This window comes from Nocardioides sp. Root190, assembly GCF_001428565.1.
Classification (GTDB): domain Bacteria; phylum Actinomycetota; class Actinomycetes; order Propionibacteriales; family Nocardioidaceae; genus Nocardioides.
Genome location: NZ_LMIA01000009.1, coordinates 284,827 through 305,527 on the forward strand (window position 1 = coordinate 284,827; position 20,701 = coordinate 305,527).

The window sequence follows — 20,701 nt, forward strand, 5'->3', positions numbered from 1 at the left end:
GCCGCCTGCCTACGACGCGTCGTGGGCCTGTGCCGCCAGGGCCCGTGCCACGTCCGCACGACCCTCACGGACGTAGCGGAGCGCTCCGGGGTTGATGCTCTCGGCGTTCTCGGCCAGCCAGGTGTCCACCGCGGCGAGCGTCTCCGGGGTGGCCAGCAGGCGCGGGAAGATGAACTCCAGCGCGACGGACGCCTTGTGGGCACCCAGCCGCTCCCACGCGCCCGCCACCTCGGCGAGGTAGTTCGCGACGTACGGCGCCAGGACGGTGTCCTGTCCGGTCTGCCAGAACGCCAGCACGACACTGCGCTGGGTCTCGTTCGGGACCGTCGGGTCGAGCAGGGCCTGGGTCCAGGCCCGCTCCTTGGCGGCCGCCGTCGGCTGGGCAGCGCGGGCGGCCGCCGACTTCTCCTGGCCGGAGATGGTGTTGTCGGCGGCCAGCTCGGTGTCGATGCGGGCATCGTCGGCCCGGCCCAGGCGCGCGAGCGCGCCGAGCAGGGACCAGCGCAGGTCCTGGTCGACCGCGAGGCCCTCGAGGTCCAGCTCGCCGCCGAGGATGGCCTCCAGCTCGGCGATCGCCTCGTCGCTGGACGCCGCGGCAGCCCAGGCGCGGGCGAAGGTCAGCTGGTGGTCGGTGCCGGGCTCGGCAGCCGCGAGCAGCGCGCGCAGGCCCTGCTCCCAACGGGCGGCCAGGGCCGGACGCCCGGCAGGGTCGCTGTAGAGCGTGACGGCCTGGGCGGCGTACACCGGGATCCTGCTGACGCCCCAGGCGTCGGTCTCGCTGCCGATGTTGCCGAGGACGAGGTCGACGAACTCGGTCGCGGTCAGCTCGGCATCGCGGGTCATGTCCCACGCCGCGCTCCACACCAGGGCGCGGGCGAGGGAGTCGTCGATGTCGGACAGGCGGGCCGCCGCGGTCTCCCGGGAGCGCTCGTCGAGGCGGATCTTGGCGAACGCGAGGTCCTGGTCGTTGAGCAGGAGCAGCTCGGGCTGGGGCTTGCCGACGAGCTCGGTCAGCTCGGTGTGCTCACCCTCGACGTCGACCTCGACGTAGTCGGTGCGCACGAGCCGTCCCTCGTCGGAGCTGTTGTAGAAGCCGATGCCGACGCGGTGGCGACGCAGGGTCGGGTGCTCGGCCGGGGCGCCCTGGAGGATCGCGAAGGACGAGTACGCGCCGTCCGCGTCGAGCTCGAAGGCCGGGGAGAGGGTGTTGGTGCCCGCCGTCTGCAGCCACTCCTGGGCCCAACCGCTGAGCTCGCGGCCGGAGGCCTTCTCGAGCGCCGTGAGCAGGTCGGTGAACTCGGTGTTGCCGAACTCGTGGTCGTGGAAGTACTGCTTGAGGCCGGCGAGGAACGGCTCGAGACCGACCCAGGCGACGAGCTGCTTGAGCACCGCGGCGCCCTTGGCGTAGGTGATCATGTCGAAGTTGACCTCGACCGCGTGGAGGTCGACGTTGTCGGCCGCGATCGGGTGCGTCGAGGGCAGGGAGTCGGCGCGGTAGCCGGTCTGCTTGCGGGCGTTGGTGAAGCCGGTCCAGGCGTCGTCGTACGACGTCGCGAGCGCCTCGGCGTGGTAGCAGGCCCACTCGGCGAAGGACTCGTTCAACCAGAGGTCGTCCCACCACTTCATGGTCACGAGGTCGCCGAACCACATGTGGGCCATCTCGTGCAGGATCACCGAGGCCCGGAACTCGTAGAACGAGCGCGGCTGGCGGGAGCGGGGGAGGTACTCGTCGCGCAGGGTCACGCAGCCGGCGTTCTCCATCGCACCCATGTTGTACTCCGGCACGTAGAGCTGGTCGTACTTGCCGAACGGGTAGGGGTAGCCGAAGGCGTCCTCGAAGAACTCGAAGCCCTGCTTGGTGAGGGTGACGATCTCCTCCCGGTCGCGCTCGAGATAGTCCTTGAGCGACTGGCGGCTGTAGTGGCCGAGCGGGATGGTGCCGTGCTTGCCCTCGTAGGTGTCCTGGACCTCGTAGTAGTCGCCGGCCACCACTGCGGTGATGTAGGTCGACATCGGCTTGGTCGCCGGGAAGTTCCAGGTCGCGACGCCGTCGCGGACCGGGGTCGGCTCGGGGGTGGCCGCGTTGGACACGACCTTCCAGTGCGCGGGGGCGGTCACGTTGAAGGTGAAGGGTGCCTTGAGGTCGGGCTGCTCGAAGGTCGTGTAGACGCGGCGGGCGTCGGGCACCTCGAACTGCGAGTAGAGGTAGATGTTGCCGTCGGCCGGGTCCACGAAGTGGTGCAGGCCCTCGCCGGTGTGCGAGTAGGTGCAGTCGGCGCGGACGACCAGGACGTTGTCGGGCTGCAGGTCGCTCAGCGTGATCCGGCTGTCGGCGTACGCCGTGGAGGGATCGATCGGGACGCCGTTGAGGGTCGCCTCGTGGATCGTCGCGCCGACCAGGTCGGCGAAGGTGGAGGCGCCGGGTTGGCGACAGGTGAAGGTCAGGGTCGTGGTGGACCCGAAGGTCTCGACACCGGCGCGGGTCGCGTCGCTGAGGTCGAGGTCGATGACGTACGAGGTCACGTCGACGAGGGCGGCGCGGGTGGCTGCTTCGTCGCGGGTGAGGTTGGTGCCGGGCATGCCCGTCATCCTTGCACCCGACGCACATTGTCAGACAACCGGTGGCAGCCCTGGCGGCGGCGGGCGCGAATCACAACGGTGTAACTTCTGAAAGTCAACGCGACACGCCGATGATCAGTGGGTTTCTGGTGGTTTTTGTTGCGTTGTGAGGCGCTTGTGACCGATGGTGTTCGACATGCGCACCCGGGGATTGGCCGCGCGCTGGGGGACGTCACTCGTCGCCAGCGCCCTTTTTGCGACCCTGTTGGTGTTCGCCGGCGTGATGCAGCGCGAGGAGGCTCCGGCTGCCCCATCGGCAGCGACGACCTACCTCTGCAGCGGTTACTCCAGCTGTGTCGGCGCCGGCTACTCCGACGCCGGGTACGGCGCCGTGAGCGGGAAGATGTACTGGCAGATGTACTCGGGCCACAACTGCACCAACTACGCCGCCTACCGCGTGATCAAGGCAGGGGGGCCGGCGACCCGGCCCTGGGTCGGCAACGGCAACGCCAGCGAGTGGGGCCTGCGGATGGCCAGCATCACCGACCAGGTTCCCAACGTCGGCGCCATCGCCTGGTGGGGGCGCTACTCCAACGGCAGTGGCTCGGCCGGACACGTCGCCTACGTCGAGAAGGTCGTGTCCCCGACCGAGATCATCATCTCCGAGGACAGCTGGGGCGGCACCTTCCACTGGCGCCGGATCACCAAGTCCAGCGGACGCTGGCCGACTGGCTTCATCCACTTCACCGACAAGCGCCTCTCCGTCACCAAGGCTCCGGCGGTGACCGGTGGCGCCGCGCAGATCGGCACCCCCCTCGGCATCGATCCCGGGACCTGGAGCCCGTCGGCCCGCCGGACCGTGCAGTGGCTCGCCGACGGCGTCGCGATCCCCGGCGCGACCGGGGGCGGCTTCACGCCGACCCTCGCGCAGCTCGGCAAGGCGATCTCGGTGCGCGTCACCGGCACCCGCGACAACTACAACCCGCTCACGGTGACGACGCGGCCCACCGCCGACGTCGTTCGCGGCGAGATGGTCCCGGCGGCCCCGCCCACGCTCAACGGCGAGCCGTACCTCGACGAGGTCCTCACCGCGACCGAGGGCTCCTGGAAGCCGCTCGACCCGACCATCGAGTGGCGCTGGTACGTCGACGGCGTGCGGCTCACGGACCACGCCGCCCCGAACCTCGCCCTGACGCCCGAGTACGTCGGCAAGAAGGTCACCCTCCTCGCCGTCGCCCGCAAGCCCGGCTACCTCACCAAGACCGCCGTGGCGCAGGGCTCGGTCGGCCCGATCCTGGCCGGCAGGATCGCGCTCTCCGCCCAGCCCCGGATCTCGGGGGTCCCCGAGGTCGGCGCGACCGTGAAGGCCGTCACCGGCACCCCCGACCCCGCGGACGCCGTGGTGACGCACCAGTGGCTGCGCAACGGTCGTCCCATCGCCGGGGCCACCGGGGCGACGTACAAGCTCACGGGGGCGGACGCCAGCCGGACGATCGGCGTGCGGACGACGGTGACCAAGCCTCGCTACGAGACGCTCGTCGCCGATGCCACCATGGCCAAGCCGGTCATGGCGACCCCCGTCGTCGACGTCGCCACCGTGGGCTGGACCGGCAAGGCCGTGGTCCGGGTGCGCGTCGTCGCCAAGGGCGTCGCGCCGGTCAAGGGCTCGGTCCGGATCACCGTCGGCAGCCGCGTCACGACGGCCAAGCTCGTCGACGGCGTCGCGAAGGTCACGCTCGGCCCGATCCGCGCCGGTCGGCGCGACGTGACCGTGGTCTACCTGGGCAGCACGTCGGTCCGCGCTGCGAAGGCAACCGCCTCCGTGGTCGTGCGCTGACGGGCTGCCGGGCTGACGGGCGAGAACGGGGAACCCGGGAGCGGGGACGGGAATGCCGGGGGCACCGGAATTGGTTGCCACCGGCATGACCCAGACCGCCCCCGCCCCCGCTGAGCCCGGCACGACCGACCGCGCCGACCTCTGGTTCGACCCGCTCTGCCCCTTCGCCTGGATCACCTCGCGCTGGATCCTCGAGGCAGCCGAGGTCCGCGACTTCGAGGTCCACTGGCACGTCATGTCGCTGGGCTACCTCAACAAGGACCGCGACCTCCCCGACGAGTACCGCGAGATGCTCGCTCCCGCCTGGGGGCCGGTGCGGGTCCTGCTCGCCGCCCGGGAGCGTCACGGGGACGAGGTGCTCCGCCCCATGTACGACGCCTTCGGCCAGCGCATCCACCTCGACGGTCGCCGCCTGGACCATGAGCCCGACGGTGGGCTCGCGCTGATCGCGGAGGTGCTCGCCGAGACCGGCCTCGAGGCCGACCTGGTCGACGCTGCGAACGACACCTCCTGGGACGAGGCCGTCGCCCGCTCCCACCACGAGGGCATGGACGCCGTCGGCGACGACGTCGGGACGCCGACGATCCACGTCAACGGCACCGCCTTCTTCGGCCCGGTGCTCTCGAAGATCCCCCGCGGCGAGGACGCCGGCCGGCTCTGGGACGGCGTCGTCGCGGTCGCCTCGTTCCCGCACTTCTACGAGCTGAAGCGCTCCCGCACCGGGGACCTGGACTTCTCCTAGGTTGCCGGGTCGGCGGCGGAGAGGCCGGGTCAATAGGATCGGACCCATGACGCATGTCCTCTCCGCTGTCGCCTGGCCGTATGCCAACGGTCCGCGCCACATCGGCCACGTCGCCGGTTTCGGTGTGCCCTCCGATGTGTTCAGCCGCTACCAGCGGATGGTGGGGAGCGATGTGCTGATGGTGTCGGGCTCCGACGAGCACGGCACCCCGATCCTGATCGCTGCCGACGAGGCAGGCGTGACGCCCCAGCAGCTCGCCGACAAGAACCACCGGCTCATCATCGAGGACCTGGTCAGCCTGGGGGTCAGCTACGACCTCTACACGCGCACCACGACGCGCAACCACCACGCCGTCGTCCAGGAGCTCTTCCGCGGTGTGCACGACAACGGCTACTTCGTCGAGCAGACGACGTACGGCGCCATCTCGCCCTCCACCGGACGCACCCTCCCGGACCGCTACATCGAGGGCACCTGCCCCATCTGTGGCTACGACGGCGCGCGCGGCGACCAGTGCGACAACTGCGGCAACCAGCTCGACCCCCACGACCTGCTGGACCCGCGCTCGAAGATCAACGGCGAGACCCCCGAGTTCATCGAGACCCAGCACTTCTTCCTCGACCTGCCGGCCCTCGCCGAGGCGCTCACCGAGTGGCTGGACGGGCGCGAGGCGTCGGGCACGTGGCGCCCCAACGTGATCCGGTTCTCCAAGAACATCCTCGACGAGATCCGTCCCCGGGCGATGACGCGCGACATCGACTGGGGGATCGCGATCCCGCTCGACGGCTGGCGGGAGAACCCGACCAAGAAGCTCTACGTCTGGTTCGACGCGGTCATCGGCTACCTGTCCGCCTCGATCGAGTGGGCCCGCCGCACGGGCGACCCGGACGCCTGGCGCGACTGGTGGAACGACCCCGAGGCGCTGTCCTACTACTTCATGGGCAAGGACAACATCACCTTCCACTCGCAGATCTGGCCGGCCGAGCTGCTGGCCTACGCGGGGAAGGGGTCGCGCGGGGGAGAGCCGCGTGAGTACGGCGAGCTGAACCTGCCGACCGAGGTGGTCTCGAGCGAGTTCCTCACCATGGAGGGCAAGAAGTTCTCCTCCTCGAAGAAGATCGTGATCTATGTCCGCGACCTGCTCGAGCGCTACCAGCCGGATGCGTTCCGCTACTTCGTGGCGGCCGCCGGGCCGGAGAACCAGGATTCGGACTTCACCTGGGCCGAGTTCGTCCGTCGTACCAACGACGAGCTGGTGGCGGGCTGGGGCAACCTGGTCAACCGCACCGCCAACCTGATCGCCAAGAACTTCGGCGAGATCCCGCCGGCGGCGGAGCTGAGCGACGAGGACCGCGCCGTGCTCGACGCGACCGAGGCTGCCTTCGGCGTGGTCGGCGACCTCATCGGCCGGCACCGTCAGAAGCAGGCCATCGGCGAGGCGATGCGCGCGGTCGCCGACGTGAACAAGTACGTCTCCGACACCGAGCCGTGGAAGATCAAGGAGGACCCGGCCCGCCTCGGCACCGTGCTGCACGTGATGGCGCAGTGCGTCGCGGACCTGAACCTCGTGCTGAGCCCGTTCCTCCCGTTCTCCGCGAACGAGGTCGACAGGGTCTTCGGCGGTGCCGGACTGATCGCGCCGATGCCGCGGATCGAGGAGGTCACCGACCTCGACGACGCCGAGCGCAGCTACCCGGTCATCACCGGCGACTACACCGGCGCGCCGACGTGGGCGCGCCACGCGATCGAGGTGGGTCGTCCGGTTCCGAAGCCGGCGCCGATCTTCACCAAGCTCGATCCCTCGATCATCGATGAGGAGCTCGCCCGTCTGGGCGGCTGACGTGAGCCCTCTGGTCGACCTCGGCACCCGCAAGTTCTGGCGTGCCCTCGGACGGCCGGTCGACCTCACGGGGGAGCACGCCTGGCTGCGGGCGCCGACGAGCGCCGGGCCGGTCGTCCGCGACGGCTGGCTGGCGGCGGAGGCCGCACTGCACGACGGGTACGTCGAGGAGGCTGCCCCCGGCGCCGGACTCCTCGCCTCCATGGCGGACCTCGACGGACCGGGGTTCCGGGCCGCCGACCTGCTGCCGCAGGTCCGCGAGTTCTACGAGCACACGGCCGACTGGCAGGTCGAGGTCTGGTCGTCCTGGGCGCCGTGGGCCTGGCCCGGCGGAGAGCTGGTGTCCCGTCTCTTCGGCAAGCGGGTCCAGCAGCTGGCGTTGCCGATGCGTCCCATGGACGTCGCCCAGGGCATGGACTCGCGGGTCTCGGTGATCCGGGACCACGCCGGGAACCAGGTCGCCTCGGGATGGTTGCGGACCCTGCGGGCCACGGGCGAGTACGTCTTCAGCGGCTGCTACTCCAGCCGCACCCTGCCCGGTGTGGACCGGCCCTCGGTCCACGTCGCCTTCCCGCTGGAGTCCGGCAACGTCCAGGTCTTCCTGCGTCCGCAGGTGCAGCCGGACGGCTCCCTCCTGCTCGAGTCCCCGTCAGGACCCTTCGGCGGCGACGGTGCGTACGTCGTCGTCGAGGACGGCGGGGCGACGTACGCCTCCCGGATGCCGGTGCACGAGACCTTCCACGTCCACGTCGACGACCGGGGCGTGCTGCGCACGGACCACCTGCTGCGTCTGCAGGGAGCCACCGCGATGCGACTCCACTACAAGCTGCTCCCGCCGGCGTAGCCGCGCCGTCGCCCCGCCGCGTTGGTCGAGGAGGTCGCGCAGCGACCGTCTCGAGACCGGGTGGGTCGGTGCTGGGAGGTGCCCGGTGTGAGTGGGTGCATCGGGTCGGGTGGTCTCGAGACGGCCGCGGGCGGCCTCCTCGACCTACGGGCCGCGACAGCCCTTCGCACTACCTCCTCGCGCCGATCTGCGTCGGCAACCCCCGCTCCGGCACAATGACCCTGTGCTGACCGTCCGCCGTACTCCGCGCGCCCGCGTGCGGGTGCCGGCGACGCTCGGTAGCCTCGAGAGCGTGGCCGCCCTGGCGCTGGCCCACCTGGCAGCCGGGGGGACGGCGCCGGCGCCGTGGTGGCTGGCCGTCTTCGGCGTCCTCGTGTACGCCGCCAGCGGGTTCGTGCTGCGACGCCGGGCCGGCATCCGCACGGTCCTGCCCGTGCTGGTCGCGGCGCAGGTCCTCGGGCACGCGTGGCTGGTCGCGCTCAGCCCGGCCGCGCACGGCGGGCATGCGCACGGCGAGGGGATCGTCCTCGGGCTGACCCCGTCGATGCTGGTCGCGCACGCGGTCGCGGCGGCCGTGACGGGGACGATGTGGGCGCTGCGTCGTCGTGCTGTCGACGTCCTGCTCGGCTGGTCCGACCCGGGCGCGCTTCCTCTCCCGCAGCCTCGCACCACCCGGGTCCACGGGCGCAACAGTCGTCCGGCACTCCTGCTGCACGTCGTGACGGCGCCGACCCGCGGGCCGCCCGTGCGCGCGTTCGCGATCGCCTGACTCACCGGTTCCGGGGGGTCGGGGCGCTCGCCGCTGCCTGAACCCTTCCGCTGAATCCGCCCGTCTCCGGGCGACCCCCGAGTCAGAGAGAATCACCATGAACGTTCGCTCCACCCTGCCTGCCATCGGTGCCGGCGCTGCCGCCCTCGCGATCGTCGGCCTCACCGCGATCCCTGCATCGGCGCACGTCACCGTCACGCCGAACACCACCGCCGCCGGTGCCTACGCCGTGCTGACCTTCAGCCTCGGCCACGGCTGCGAGGGCTCGCCGACCACCAAGCTCACCATCGCGATGCCCGAGGACATCCCCGCGGTGACGCCCACCGTGAACCCGGGCTGGACCGTGGAGAAGGTCGCCGAGGACCTCGAGGAGCCGATCAAGGACGCTCACGGCAACGAGCTGACCGAGCGCATCGCCGAGGTCGTCTACACGGCCAGGACGCCGCTGGTCGACGGCTTCCGCGACACCGTCGAGCTCCAGGTCCAGCTGCCCGAGAAGGCCGGCGAGACGCTGGTCTTCCCGGTGGTGCAGACCTGCGTCGAGGGCGAGACCGGTTGGACCGAGACGGCGGCCGACGGCCAGGATCCCGAGACCCTCGAGAGCCCGGCGCCCACCGTCACCATCACCGAGGCGAGCGGTGAGGGCCACGGCGGCGGCGCTGCCGAGGACGCCGAGGACGGCGACGCGTCGGCGTCAGCCGCTGACCCCGACAGCTCCGACGGCTCCGAGGACTCCGACAGCTCGGGCCTGGCGATCGGCGGCCTGGTGGCCGGCGTCGGCGGCCTCGCCCTCGGCGGTCTCGCGCTGGCCCGCTCGGGCAAGAAGGCCTGAGGCTCCGCATGACACGGCGTGTGCCGGCGTTGCTCGCTGTCCTCCTGGCCGCCGCCTTCGCGGTGGTCGGGTGGGCGGCGCCTGCGTCGGCGCACGCCACCCTCGTCTCCAGCGACCCGGCCGAGGGGGCCGTGCTGACCCAGTCCCCGGGCCAGGTCACCTTCACCTTCGACGAGCCGGTGCAGCTCGTCCCCGGTGGCCTCCTCGCCTTCGATGCCCGCGGGGAGCAGGTCGACGTCGAGGCGTCCGCCAGCGGTGTGCTCGTCAAGGGCGACGTGCCGGACACCCTCGGGGACGGCACCTACGTCATCACCTGGCGCGTCGTCTCCTCCGACGGCCACCCGATCGCCGGCTCACTGACCTTCCACATCGGGGCGCCCAGCCTGAAGGTGGAGGCGCCGAAGATCGCTCCGAGCGACCCGGGTGCGGTCCCGACCGTGCAGGCGATCGTGCACGGCACCAATTACGTCGCACTCCTGCTCGCCGGCGGCCTCGCGATCTTCCTCGCGTGGTCGGTACGAGGTGTGCGGCTCGACGGCGTCGTACGACGCCGCGTCGTGCGCCTGCTGCGGGTCTCCGCGCTGGTGGCCGTCCTGACGGCTGCGCTCGCCGTCCCGCTCGCCGGGGCCTACCAGCTCGGTTCGGGACTGGGTGGGGTCCTCGACCTCGACGTCCTCGACCCTGCGCTGGTCCAGGACGACCTGCAGGTCCTCGCGCTGCAGCTGGCCGGGCTCGGGGTCGCGGCCTGGGTCGCCGGCCTCCAGCGCTCCTCGCTCGTGGTCGACCTCGTCACCCTCCTGGCGATCTGGTCACCGGCACTGGTGGGGCACACCCGTGCCTACGAACCCACCGCGCTGCTCGTCGTGACCGACGCCCTGCACCTCACCGCCGGAGCCGTGTGGCTCGGCGGACTGGTCGGACTCGCACTGACCCTGCGAGCGCTCTCCGGACGACCCCGGGACGCCGCCCTCCTCATCGCCCGCTTCTCGACGGTCGCCGGGGGACTCCTGGCCGCCGTCGCGCTGACGGGCACGCTGCTCGGCTGGCGGATCGTCGGCTCGTGGTCCCGACTGGTCGAGGAGACCTACGGCCGGCTGCTGCTGGTCAAGGTCGTCCTCGTCCTCGTCGTGGTCGCCCTGGCGGCGTACAACCGCTTCCGTCTGGTCCCGAAGGTGGCCGACGGGATCGGGCACGACGGCCGGCGCCGTGGCGTGGAGCTGGTCCGGCGCACCGTCGCGGCCGAAGCCGCGGTGCTCGTCGCGGTGCTCGGCGTGACCGGGTTCCTGACCCAGAAGCCGCCGGGCGGCGAGGCGCCCTCCCAGCAGGCGACCGCGGAGACCGGTGTCGTCACCGGCGTCGCCACGGACGAGATCAAGGTCCTCGCCGTGCTGGACTCCGGGACCGGTCTGCAGCGGCAGCTGATCGTGCAGGTCCAGGACCTCGCCGGCGAGCCCCTCGACCTGTACGCCGCCCCGGCCGTCGCGCTGAGCACCGACACCATCGACCTGGGCGAGATCCCCGTGGTGCCCTCGGGGGCCGGGACCTACACCGCCGACGTCGTGTTCCCGGTCGCCGGCACCTGGCAGCTCCAGGTCAGCGTCCGGGTGGACGAGTTCACCAGCCCGGTCACCGTGATCGACCTGCCGGTCGGCTGACCCCTCGGGTCAGGAGGCGAGACCGGCCTCGGTCGGCGTGACCGTGTCGCGGTCGGCCGGGACCTCGATGTCGATGTCGGCGCCGTAGTCGAAGTACGTCTGCTCGGTCGAGGAGCTGACGCCCTCGATCTCGAAGGTGAGGGTGAACTTCACCGGACGGTTCTCGCTGTCGACCCACATGTCGAAGGGGAGCTGCGGCGGGAGGATGTCGGCGACCTCTGCCGGGATCCCCAGCTCCTTCGCGTAGTTCGCAGTGCTCATCACGGCCCGGTAGTGATCGGCGTCGACGTCACCGACCTTCTCGGAACCGACGAGCTCCAGCTCCTTCAACGAGCCCACGGCCCGCAGTGCGGCCTCCGGGTCGGCGGCGGCAGCGAGCCCGGCGAACGGGCCGCCGGCGTTCGCGGGGTCCTCCGGGTCGAGCTTCAGCCACTTGCCGGCCGGGACGCCCATGCCGTCGGACTTCAGGTAGAGGATGCCGTCGGCGATCACGCTCTCGACCTGCTGCGGGTTGCCGGGCTGGCTCTTGGCGCGGGCGACGAGCGCCCCGTCGACGTACGACGCCTCGCCGTCCATCACCGCGTCGACGCCGCCGGCCGAGGTGGTGGCGGTGGACCGGTAGGAGCCGGCGTCCTGCTGCGCCTTCGTAATGGTCTCGTAGAACGTGTCCTTGTCGAGCGATCCCGACGTACCGCCGCCCTGGTCGCCGTCCTGGCTCCCGTCGCCGGTGCCTGCGTCGGAGGGCGAGGGGGAGCCGGCGTCACTCGAGGTGCCGTCGCCCGCCTTGTCGTTGTCTGCTCCCTTGTCGCCGTCACTGCATCCAGCCAGCAGCAGGGTGGAGGCGAGCAGCGCCGCGATCGAGGTGCGGGCGGTCCTGGCGTTCATCGGGTTCTCCTCGGATTCGGTGCGGGTCGTCGCGGACGACTACCCGTTGCGGAAGACTTTCATGCCGCCGGTTCGACGGTGGCGGTGATCCCCACCTGGTGCAGCAGGCCGTCGACCCGGGTCTGCACGAAGAGGCGGTAGTCGCCCGCCTGCGTGAAGGTCGTGTGGAAGGTGAGCACGGTGCCGTCGGAGGTCACCTCAGGGGCGCCGAGCGGATGGACGTGCACGAAGCCGCGGGTGCCGACAGCGAAGCCGGTGAGGTGGGCCGTGGCGCCGAGGTAGCTGCCGAGGGTGAGCGGCTCGCCCGCCAGGTCGGTGACCGCCAGCTCGAGACGTCCGTTGTCGCTGACCGTCCCGCGGGCGAGCAGGCGCACCTGGACCACTCCGTCGTCGCCGGTCGCTGCGGCGTCGCCCTGGGGAACGGTCTCGGCCTGCCAGTCGCCGGGAACCCGAAGGACCGAGCCCAGCACGATCGGCTGGGCGGCTCCTGCCGGGATGAACTCGGTGACCACCCGCCACTCTCCGGGGCCGCCGAGGTCGACCTGGCCGCGCCAGGTGCCGTCCTCCCCGAGCTCGGGGTGGACGTGGCGGAACTCGCCGAGGTCGTCGCGGACGACGTACAGGTGCAACAGCTTGGTCTGCTCCTGCTCGTAGTCGGTGACGACCGCGCCGGCAGGGTCGAGGATCCGGAAGGACACCTCGCCGGGCTCGTCCGGCCCGGGCAGCGTGACGTCGCGGATCTGGTAGCCCTCGACCGTGGCGCTCGTGCCGTTGCCGACCGGCGCTCCCGTTGCACTGTTCGCGCCGTCGGGTGCGGGCTTCAGCACCATGCGTTCGGGGTCCGCGGTCCCCGGCTCGTCCGCAGAGCATGCCGCCAGGCCGGCACCGAGCACCAGGGCCAGTGCTGCGGCGGCGGACCTGCGCAGGGTCCGGGCGGTGGGGGTGCCTGCCGTCACGGCGAGACCGTCAGCAGCAGGAAGGCGGCGAGCAGGACGAGGTGCACGATGCCGTTCAGCGGCTTCGCCCGACCGGGCACGACCGTCAGCACGCCGACCACTGCGGACATGACGAGCAGCACGAGCTGGATGGGCTCGAGCCCGAGAGCGAGGTCGCCCTCGAGCCAGATCGAGGCGATCGCGATGGCGGGGATGGTCAGGCCGATCGAGGCCATCGCCGATCCGTAGGCGAGGTTGAGGCTGGTCTGCACGCGGTCGAGCAGCGCAGCCCGCACGGCGGCGATCGTCTCGGGGGCGAGCACGAGCATGGCGATGACGACACCGACCACGGCGTGCGGGAAGCCGAGCCAGTCGACGGCGTCCTCGATCGAGTAGGACTCGACCTTGGCCAGACCGACCACGGTCAGCAGGGAGAGCGACAGCAGGCCCACGCTTGTCCAGGCCTCCCGGTTGGTCGGCGGGTCCGCGTGGCCGTCGCCGTCCTGGTCGGTGTCGGAGGTCCAGCCGCCCGGGGTGGACGTCGTGTTCGGGAGGAAGAAGTCGCGATGGCGCACGGTCTGGGTGAAGACGAAGGAGCCGTACAACATCAGCGAGGCCAGCGCGGCGAAGGTGAGCTGGGACCCGCTCAGCACAGGCCCCTCCTCGGTCGTGGTGAAGGCGGGGACGACCAGGGTGAGCCCGGCGAGGGCGATCACGGTCGCGAGGGCCGAGCCGGTGCCCTCGGGGTTGAACACCGCGAGGTGGTGGCGCAGGGCGGCGACGACGAGCGAGATGCCCACGATGCCGTTGACCGTGATCATCACGGCCGCGAAGACGGTGTCGCGGGCCAGCGTCGACGTCTCGCCGTTGCCCGAGACCATCAACATGACGATCAGGCCGACCTCGATGATGGTGACGGCCACGGCGAGGATCAGCGATCCGAAGGGCTCGCCCACCTTGTGGGCGACGACCTCCGCGTGGTGGACGCCGGCCAGCACGGCACCGATCAGGGCGATGCCGATCAGGCCCGCGACGAGCGGTTCCGGATGGGTTCCCCAGCTGAAGACCAGCACGATCGCGGCGACGGGCGGGGTGAAGACGGTCCACCCGAGTCTTCCTGCGGTGGAGACGCTCATGAAGGCAATCCTACGGAAGGCGCCCAGCGTGAATGTCGGGCGGGACCGGCTGCGCCCGTAGAATCGGCGTCATGTCCGTTGAGTCCGTCGAGTCCGTCTTTCCCCGGCTGGAGCCCCACCTGTTGTCGGTGTCCAAGCCGATCCAGTACGTCGGCGGCGAGCTCAACATGGTCTCGAAGGACTGGGACGCCGCCGAGGTGCGCTGGGTGCTGATGTACCCCGACGCCTACGAGGTCGGCCTGCCCAACCAGGGCGTCCAGATCCTCTACGAGGTCCTCAACGAGCGGGAGTGGATCCTGGCCGAGCGCACCTATGCGGTGTGGCCGGACATGGAAAAGCTGCTGCGCGAGGAGCAGATCCCGCAGTTCACGGTCGACAACCACCGGCCGGTCGGCGCCTTCGACCTGTTCGGGATCAGCTTCTCGACCGAGCTCGGCTACACCAACATGCTCACGGCGCTGGACCTCGCCGGGATCCCGCTGCACGCCGTCGACCGCACCGAGGACCACCCGGTCGTCATCGCCGGCGGTCACGCGGCGTTCAACCCGGAGCCCATCGCGGACTTCATCGACGCCGCCGTCCTCGGTGACGGCGAGGAGGTCGTGCTCAAGATCTCCGAGGTCGTCCGGGAGTGGAAGGGTGAGGGTCGTCCGGGAGGTCGGGTCGAGCTGCTCCGCCGGCTCGCGGTCTCCGGATCGGTCTACGTTCCGCAGTTCTACGACGTCGCGTACGCCGCGGACGGCACGATCGAGGCCGTCGTCCCGAGCCATCCGGAGGCACCGGACCGGGTCCGCAAGCACACGCTGATGGACCTCGACCAGTGGCCGTACCCGCGCAACCCGCTGGTCCCGCTCGCCGAGACCGTCCACGAGCGGTTCAGCGTCGAGATCTTCCGCGGCTGCACGCGCGGCTGCCGCTTCTGCCAGGCCGGCATGATCACCCGCCCGGTCCGCGAGCGCTCGATCGAGACGATCGGCGCGATGGTCGAGAACGGCGTGAAGAAGACCGGCTTCGAGGAGGTCGGCCTCCTCTCGCTGTCCAGTGCCGACCACACCGAGATCGGTGAGGTCGCCAAGGGCCTGGCCGACAGGTACGAAGGCACCAACGTCTCGCTGTCCCTGCCCTCCACCCGGGTCGACGCCTTCAACATCACCCTCGCCAACGAGTTCTCCCGCAACGGGAGGCGCTCCGGCCTGACGTTCGCACCCGAGGGCGGCAGCGAGCGGGTGCGCAAGGTGATCAACAAGATGGTCACCGAGGACGACCTGATCCGCACGGTCGCTGCGGCGTACAGCCACGGCTGGCGCCAGGTGAAGCTCTACTTCATGGTCGGCCTGCCGACCGAGCAGGACGAGGACGTCCTGCAGATCGCCGAGCTCGCCAAGCGCGTCATCGCGACCGGCCGCGAGGTCTCGGGGCGCAGCGACATCCGCTGCACCGTCTCCATCGGCGGCTTCGTGCCCAAGCCGCACACACCGTTCCAGTGGGCCGCACAGCTCGACGTGGAGACCACCGACCGTCGCCTCCGTGAGCTGCGCGACCTGGTCCGTGCCGACCGCCGCTTCGGCAAGGCCATCGGCTTCCGCTACCACGACGGTCAGCCCGGCATCGTCGAAGGACTGCTCTCCCGCGGTGACCGTCGCGTGGGGCGGGTCATCGAGCAGGCCTGGCGCGACGGCGGCCGCTTCGACGGCTGGAGCGAGCACTTCTCCTACGAGCGCTGGATGACGGCCGCCGAGAGTGGCCTGGCCGGCACCGGCGTCGACCTGGACTGGTTCACCACCCGCGAGCGCACCTACGACGAGGTCCTGCCCTGGGACCACCTCGACTCCGGTCTCGACAAGGACTGGCTCTGGGCCGACTGGGAGGACGCCCTCGCCGTCGGCGACGGATCCTCTGACGTCGAGGTCGAGGACTGCCGCTGGACGCCCTGCTACGACTGCGGGGTGTGCCCGGAGATGGGCACGGAGATCCAGATCGGCCCCACCGGTCGGCCGATGTTGCCGCTGTCGGTGGTCTGAGACTCCTCCCACTTCTGCGCGGGGGTCGTGTGCCTGAGCACGCGTCTCAGCGGGTTGTGGGGCACACGACTCGACAGCGGCGATCGGTGTGCCACGATGCGGGCGTGGCACACCGGTCCGGACACTCCCTCGCGATGGTCGCCGTCCGTGCGGCCCCGCGTCTTCTCCTGCTGATGGTGTTCGCCGTCGGCGCGCTGACCTCCGAGCTGGACTGGCTCCGGGTCGTCGCAGCGATGTTGTTCGTCCTCAATGCCGGACGCCTGCTCTCGCCGACCTGGCGGCACTACGTCGCGACCGGCGAGCAACTGACTGCGGTGATCGACCAGAAGTACTGCCAGTCGGGCGATCAGGCCGTGGAGCTGCTCGAGGCGGGCCCGCGCGAGATCGAGGTGATCCGGGCGCTGCGCGAGGTGCGGGCGCTGAGCCTCTTGGAGGCCAAGAAAATGCTTGACGTGCCCGCGCTGATTGCGTCGGGGGTGAGCGCAGGGAGCGCCGCAGCGATGGTGGATCGCCTGTCATCTGCTGGCGCTCGGGCGAGCATCACCAGTCGCGGCGACTGACCGGGAATCCGAACCACGCGGTGAGCGTCGTCGTCACGTGGCGGAGCACCCGGGCACGGCGGCAGAGTCAGGCAGCCGTTCCCTCGTCGAGGATCCTGCCCTCGAGCTGGTCCTCGTCGGCGTCCTCGAGGTAGCAGAAGAACCAGTCCCGTTCCTCGGGGTCGTCCTCGTCGAAGCTGTCGATGCTGATGGACACGTCGTACTCGCCGCTCTCGATCGCGTCGAGGTACGCCGGATCGAGGCCGGGCAACGCTGCGCAGAACTCCTCGACCAGGACGTTGCCAAACCGGCCGACGAGCTCGTCGTCGAACCGGCCGACCCAGATCACCTCGGCCTCGTGGGGCTCGTCGCACTCGGCCTTGCTGGGATCACCGAGGAAGTCCTCGTCGATGCACTGCCCGACACGAGCCTCGTCCTCCCAGACCGTGTTCGCGCCCATGATCCCGGCGAACACGATGAAGGCGACGAAGGCGACGAACACGACGGTCCCGATCGCGACGCCCGAGATCGCCATCCAGCGTCCCGGGCGGCGACCGCCGCTGGTGCGCACGATGCCGGCGATGCCCAGACCGATGCCGAGAGGTGCGCCGCAGCAGGTCAGCGAGCAGACGAAGGCGGCGATGGAGATGCCGTCGGTACCGAGCGGACGTGGTGCGCCCGGCTCATGGCCGCCGTACGGCTCGTAGCTGCCATAGCCGTGGCCGGGGCCTTCGTGCGGGGGAGGGTTCCACTGACTCATTCGGCGATGCCCTTCAACGTCTCGGTCAACTTCTCGCCCGGCTCTCCGGCGCCGATGCACACGATGATCCGCTCGCCGGACTCCCAGGACTCCGCGGTCGGCGTGTAGTAGGTGAGGTCGTAGTAGGAGTCGTCGAAGTCGATCTTGAGATAGGTGGCGAACCGGTCGAGGCAGGCGTCCGTGCGCTTCTCGACGGCGTCCTCGCCGGGCCAGTCGGCCCCATAGACCTGGACCTGCCCGATGTGCTGGAAGTCGTGATCCTCGGTGCAGTCGACGACCTGCACGAGGCCGACACCCTCGTCGTCCGGCCCCGAGTCGTTGAAGCAGTCGCCCACCTGGAGGTCGGACCACCACCTCGCGGACCCCACGGCCTCCGATCCGTCGCCGCGGGAAAGGGGCCCGTCGAGCTCCTGGCCGTCGTAGGACTCGGCCACACAGATGAAGTGGTCCCCGGACTGGGGCTCGTCGACGTCGTAGGAGTCCACCCAGGAGGACAGGATGTGGGTGTAGGCGACGTCGACGTAGCCGGCGCGCACGGCGAGCGGCTCGCAGAACACCGCGGAGTCCTCGGACTCGATGTACTCGCGCACCGACTGGTCGTCGAAGCGGCCGGCGTGGACCACCTCCGCGTCGTGCGGCTCGTCGCAGTCCCGCTTCCAGAGGTCGATCTCGCCCACGTCGATGCAGTCGCCGGCCCGGGCGTCCTCCAGGAAGACGGTGCTCGTGCCGTACCAGGTCAGGCCGATCCCGGCGCCCACGGCGAGGATCGTCCCCACGATGCCGAGGACCAGGCCGGTGACCGCGGCCCACCGCCCGGAGCGACGCGCGTCCTTGGTGCGCACGATGCCGGCAATGCCCAGGCCGATCCCGACCGGACCGGCGCAGCAGGTCAGCGAGCAGACCAGCGACGCGATCGAGATCCCGTCGGTCGAGCGGGCATCAGTCCAGCCGCCGGGCCGGGGGTCGTAGGGGTTGAACCCGAGTGGGTGACCGCCCGGGGGCGGGTACGGATCGGGCGGCGGTCCCGAGTCGTACCCGCCGTGGGAACTGCTCACCTGCCTACAGGATCGGCTCGGACAGCTTCTCGCCGGGCTCGACGTAGCAGACGAGGGTGTCGCCGACGGACACGTCGTTGGGGTCCTCGATCACGGCGTCGAGGTCCGCGAGGTAGTCCGTGATCGCGTCGCGATCACCCTCGGCGAGGGCCGTCTCGCAGTACGACGCCATGCCGGTCTCGATCTCCTCGAGGTTGTCGTCGGTCACCTCGGCGACCGCGACGATCTCGGCGTCGTGTTCCTCGGAGCAGTCCTTCTTGTAGAGGAAGACCGAACCGTCCTCCTCCTCGACGTTGATGCACTGTCCGACCTTGGCGTTGTCGGGCGTCACGACGGTGTCGGCCAGGACGAAGATTCCGACGCCGATGGCGGCGGTCCCGAGGCTGACGATGATGCCGATGATGATGCTGGCGATGGCCAGGCCGCGGCCCTTGCGCTTGCCGCCCTTCGTGCGGGACAGCCCGACGAAGCCCAGGATGACGCCGATCGGCGCCAGGCAGCACAGGAAGCTCAGCACGAGCGCCGTGATCGAGACGCCGTCGTTCTTCGGCTGCTCGTTCGAGGGGCCACCCGGGAAGCCTCCGGGCGGGCCGTAGCCGCCGCCCGATCCGTAGGGATTCGGCTGCGGGGGCTGCTGCGGCTGACCGTAGGGGTTGTTCTGGCCGCCGTACGGGTTCTGGCCGTAGGGATCGCTCACGAGGGTCACCCTAATGCGGGACGATGGTGTCGTGTTGCAGTTATCGGGGGCTGCCCGACGTCGACGTCTGGGGACCCGCCACGGCCTCGCGCAGGCGTACGACGATCCGGAGAGCGCGACGCGGGCGATGACGGTCCTGCACGCGACCGAGGCCGCCACCGTCCACCTGGCGCTGTGGGCCCGCACCGAGGGCGTCACGATCCAGGACGTCGACGAGGCGCTCTACGGTCAGCGCAGCATCGTCAAGCAGCTCGCCATGAGGCGCACCCTCTTCGTCTTCCCGCGGGACCTGCTCCCCGCGGCCTGGGGGAGCGCTGCCCTGCGGGTGGCCCGTCAGCAGCGGGCCCAGCTCGCCAAGAACGTGGCCGCCGCCGGTCTGGCGAACGGTTCGGGTGCGGTCGACGGGTGGATCGACGACGTCGTCGGCGCTGTGCTCGAGGTCCTTTCCGACGGGGCGGCCCGCACGACCCGCGAGGTCCGCGCCGGCCGACACCCCCTTCCTCTTCGACAGCAACGGCAACGCCGGCAACACCGCGTGGTGGAACGGCCGGATCGTCGGTTCCTGGGTCCAGGACGGCCAGGACCCGGCGGCGCCCGTGCTGCTGCTGGTGCCCGACGACCTGGCGAGGGACGCCCGTTCCGCGCTCGAGCAGCAGGCCGAGCGCCTCACCGCCTGGCTCGACGGCGTACGGATCACCAACGTCTACGCCTCGCCGCAGATGCGTGGCGCACGCCTGCCCTGACCTACGATTCACCCCCGTGAGTCGTCAGCAGCCCGAGCAGCAGGCACCCCCGGTCCAGAAGGTCCGGATCCGGTACGCCAAGCGCGGCCGCCTGCGCTTCACCAGCCACCGTGACGTCAGCCGCGCGATCGAGCGCGCCGTCGTCCGGGCCGGCATCCCGATGGCCTACTCCTCGGGCTTCCACCCCCACCCGCGGATCTCCTACGCCGGCGCCTCGCCGACGGGGGCGGCGAGCGAGTCGGAGTACGTCGAGCTGGGGCTCGCCGAGATGCGCGAGCCCGCCGAGATCGCCGCCGCTCTCGACGCAGTCCTTCCGGACGGTCTCGACATCGTCGCCGCGGCGGATGCGGCCGCCACGACCGCAGGCTCCCTGTCCGACCTGCTCACCGCCAGCCACTGGCGCATCGACCTCGGCGACACGCCCGTCGACGCCGCGCAGGAAGCGGTGGCCGCCTTCCTCGCCACCGAGACCGTGCCGGTCGAGCGGATGACCAAGAAGGGCCTGCGGACCTTCGACTGCCGCGCCGCCGTCGTGCGTCTCACGGTGAGCGACGAGGGCGACCTCGACCTGCTGCTGGAGCACGCGGTCCCCGCCGTACGACCCGACGACGTGCTCACCGGACTGCGTGAGGCGACCGGTTTCGCGGCGCCCACGACGGCCCTGCTGACCCGGCTCTCCCAGGGTGTCCTGGACCGTGACGCCGGCTCGGTCGGCGACCCGCTCGCCACCCGGTGATACCGGGGGCCGGTCGGCCGTGTGCGATACTCGCCACAGATCCACCCCGCGCGTCCCACAGGACTGCGCGGACGATCTGACGACGTTCTCGCCGCCCGGCAGGTGATCGACCGGACGGC

Annotated in this window: 18 protein-coding genes and 1 pseudogene; 12 read left to right on the forward strand and 7 right to left on the reverse strand. The window is 70.8% G+C overall.

Features of this window, described 5'->3' with window-relative positions:
* Positions 1-9 precede the first annotated feature (9 nt).
* Positions 10-2,580: an aminopeptidase N gene (gene pepN, locus ASE01_RS11175; protein ID WP_056751079.1), complete on the reverse strand. Its 2,571-nt coding sequence runs from the start codon at positions 2,578-2,580 to the stop codon at positions 10-12.
* Between the two features lie 175 nt (positions 2,581-2,755).
* Here pepN and ASE01_RS11180 point away from each other — a divergent pair, with 175 nt between their 5' ends.
* The 7 genes from ASE01_RS11180 to ASE01_RS11210 all read left to right on the forward strand — a co-directional run bounded on the left by ASE01_RS11180 (position 2,756) and on the right by ASE01_RS11210 (position 11,075).
* On the forward strand, positions 2,756-4,396 hold the full coding sequence (locus tag ASE01_RS11180; protein WP_162260289.1) for a CHAP domain-containing protein: 1,641 nt from the start codon (positions 2,756-2,758) through the stop codon (positions 4,394-4,396).
* Positions 4,397-4,481: 85 nt separating this feature from the next.
* Positions 4,482-5,138, forward strand: a complete 657-nt coding sequence (locus tag ASE01_RS11185) for a DsbA family protein (protein ID WP_056751085.1) — start codon at positions 4,482-4,484, stop codon at positions 5,136-5,138.
* Positions 5,139-5,184: 46 nt separating this feature from the next.
* Positions 5,185-6,975, forward strand: coding sequence for a methionine--tRNA ligase (gene metG / locus ASE01_RS11190; RefSeq protein ID WP_056751087.1), 1,791 nt, complete (start codon positions 5,185-5,187; stop codon positions 6,973-6,975).
* A 1-nt stretch (position 6,976) separates the two neighbouring features.
* Positions 6,977-7,819 carry a hypothetical protein gene (locus tag ASE01_RS11195; protein ID WP_200958816.1) on the forward strand — a complete coding sequence of 281 codons (843 nt, stop codon included), beginning with the start codon at positions 6,977-6,979 and terminating at the stop codon, positions 7,817-7,819.
* Positions 7,820-8,042: 223 nt separating this feature from the next.
* Complete coding sequence (locus ASE01_RS11200; RefSeq protein WP_056751093.1) at positions 8,043-8,588, forward strand: hypothetical protein; 546 nt, start codon at positions 8,043-8,045, stop codon at positions 8,586-8,588.
* Positions 8,589-8,685: 97 nt separating this feature from the next.
* Positions 8,686-9,420, forward strand: coding sequence for a YcnI family protein (locus ASE01_RS11205; RefSeq protein ID WP_056751096.1), 735 nt, complete (start codon positions 8,686-8,688; stop codon positions 9,418-9,420).
* A gap of 8 nt (positions 9,421-9,428) precedes the next feature.
* Positions 9,429-11,075, forward strand: a complete 1,647-nt coding sequence (locus ASE01_RS11210; RefSeq protein WP_082605990.1) for a copper resistance protein CopC — start codon at positions 9,429-9,431, stop codon at positions 11,073-11,075.
* A gap of 9 nt (positions 11,076-11,084) precedes the next feature.
* Here the strand turns inward: ASE01_RS11210 and ASE01_RS11215 are convergent, their stop codons facing one another.
* Genes ASE01_RS11215 through ASE01_RS11225 form a run of 3 tightly spaced genes read right to left on the reverse strand, consistent with a single transcriptional unit; the run spans position 11,085 to position 14,031 of the window.
* A complete protein-coding gene (locus ASE01_RS11215; protein ID WP_056751102.1) occupies positions 11,085-11,960 on the reverse strand; it encodes a hypothetical protein in 876 nt (291 codons plus the stop codon).
* A 59-nt stretch (positions 11,961-12,019) separates the two neighbouring features.
* On the reverse strand, positions 12,020-12,916 hold the full coding sequence (locus ASE01_RS11220; RefSeq protein ID WP_056751105.1) for a hypothetical protein: 897 nt from the start codon (positions 12,914-12,916) through the stop codon (positions 12,020-12,022).
* Positions 12,913-14,031, reverse strand: a complete 1,119-nt coding sequence (locus ASE01_RS11225; protein ID WP_056751108.1) for a calcium:proton antiporter — start codon at positions 14,029-14,031, stop codon at positions 12,913-12,915. The genes ASE01_RS11220 and ASE01_RS11225 overlap by 4 nt, the downstream gene beginning before the upstream one ends.
* A gap of 71 nt (positions 14,032-14,102) precedes the next feature.
* Here ASE01_RS11225 and ASE01_RS11230 point away from each other — a divergent pair, with 71 nt between their 5' ends.
* A complete protein-coding gene (locus ASE01_RS11230; RefSeq protein WP_056751111.1) occupies positions 14,103-16,052 on the forward strand; it encodes a TIGR03960 family B12-binding radical SAM protein in 1,950 nt (649 codons plus the stop codon).
* Between the two features lie 134 nt (positions 16,053-16,186).
* On the forward strand, positions 16,187-16,612 hold the full coding sequence (locus ASE01_RS11235) for a ribosomal protein L7/L12 (protein WP_157537270.1): 426 nt from the start codon (positions 16,187-16,189) through the stop codon (positions 16,610-16,612).
* Positions 16,613-16,679: 67 nt separating this feature from the next.
* On the opposite strand, the gene ASE01_RS11240 is transcribed toward ASE01_RS11235, so the two are convergent.
* From ASE01_RS11240 to ASE01_RS11250, 3 genes are read right to left on the reverse strand one after another with little or no spacing between them, the layout of a single operon-like run.
* On the reverse strand, positions 16,680-17,351 hold the full coding sequence (locus ASE01_RS11240; protein WP_056751117.1) for a DUF4190 domain-containing protein: 672 nt from the start codon (positions 17,349-17,351) through the stop codon (positions 16,680-16,682).
* A complete protein-coding gene (locus ASE01_RS11245; protein ID WP_056751120.1) occupies positions 17,348-18,406 on the reverse strand; it encodes a DUF4190 domain-containing protein in 1,059 nt (352 codons plus the stop codon). Before ASE01_RS11245 ends, ASE01_RS11240 begins: the two co-directional genes overlap by 4 nt.
* A gap of 4 nt (positions 18,407-18,410) precedes the next feature.
* The gene (locus ASE01_RS11250; RefSeq protein ID WP_200958817.1) at positions 18,411-19,103 is read right to left on the reverse strand and encodes a DUF4190 domain-containing protein; all 693 of its coding nucleotides are present in this window, start codon (positions 19,101-19,103) and stop codon (positions 18,411-18,413) included.
* A gap of 127 nt (positions 19,104-19,230) precedes the next feature.
* Between ASE01_RS11250 and ASE01_RS24005 the strand changes: the two are divergent.
* The 3 genes and pseudogenes from ASE01_RS24005 to ASE01_RS11260 all read left to right on the forward strand — a co-directional run.
* Positions 19,231-19,731, forward strand: a pseudogene (locus tag ASE01_RS24005) (DNA glycosylase AlkZ-like family protein); the annotation flags it as partial.
* Positions 19,655-19,846: a hypothetical protein gene (locus ASE01_RS25570; RefSeq protein ID WP_414858533.1), complete on the forward strand. Its 192-nt coding sequence runs from the start codon at positions 19,655-19,657 to the stop codon at positions 19,844-19,846. The pseudogene ASE01_RS24005 and the gene ASE01_RS25570, both read left to right, overlap by 77 nt.
* Before the next feature lie 16 nt (positions 19,847-19,862).
* Positions 19,863-20,582: a TIGR03936 family radical SAM-associated protein gene (locus tag ASE01_RS11260; RefSeq protein WP_056751129.1), complete on the forward strand. Its 720-nt coding sequence runs from the start codon at positions 19,863-19,865 to the stop codon at positions 20,580-20,582.
* Positions 20,583-20,701: the final 119 nt, after the last annotated feature.